The sequence below is a fragment of the Streptomyces griseus subsp. griseus genome (genome assembly GCF_000720255.1).
Classification (GTDB): Bacteria; Actinomycetota; Actinomycetes; order Streptomycetales; family Streptomycetaceae; genus Streptomyces; species Streptomyces griseus_I.
Map to the genome: position 1 here is coordinate 1 of NZ_JOJE01000189.1, position 353 is coordinate 353.

The window sequence follows — 353 nt, forward strand, 5'->3', positions numbered from 1 at the left end:
TCGACCACGGAACCGGCCGGCAGGCCGGCGACGATGCCCTCCCGGTTGTGGCCGCCGCCGGAGATCAACGCACCGTTGCCGCTGATGAACGAGACCGCCTCCTCGTTGTCCTTCGCCTCGCCGAACATGCGGGCCAGCTCCGACCGCAGCCGCGGCCAGTCCTGGTCCAGGTCCATCGAGAACGGCACGAACACGTGCACCGCGGACGGCCGGACGGTGGGCTGCTCGAACTCCGGCGAGTCGTCGGTCGCCTCGGCGACCTCCGGGGTACGGGTGGCCACCACACCCTCGGAGGTGAGGCCCTGCCACTCCTTGCCGACGATCCGCTCCACCCGGCTGATCTGCCGCAGCGG

At 71.4% G+C, this 353-nt stretch carries 1 protein-coding gene; it reads right to left on the minus strand.

Translation table 11 applies throughout. From position 1 onward, the window contains the following. Nucleotides 1-353 (minus strand): phage major capsid protein (locus IG99_RS43725; protein ID WP_037684624.1); only part of this gene is annotated, 353 nt, incomplete at both ends.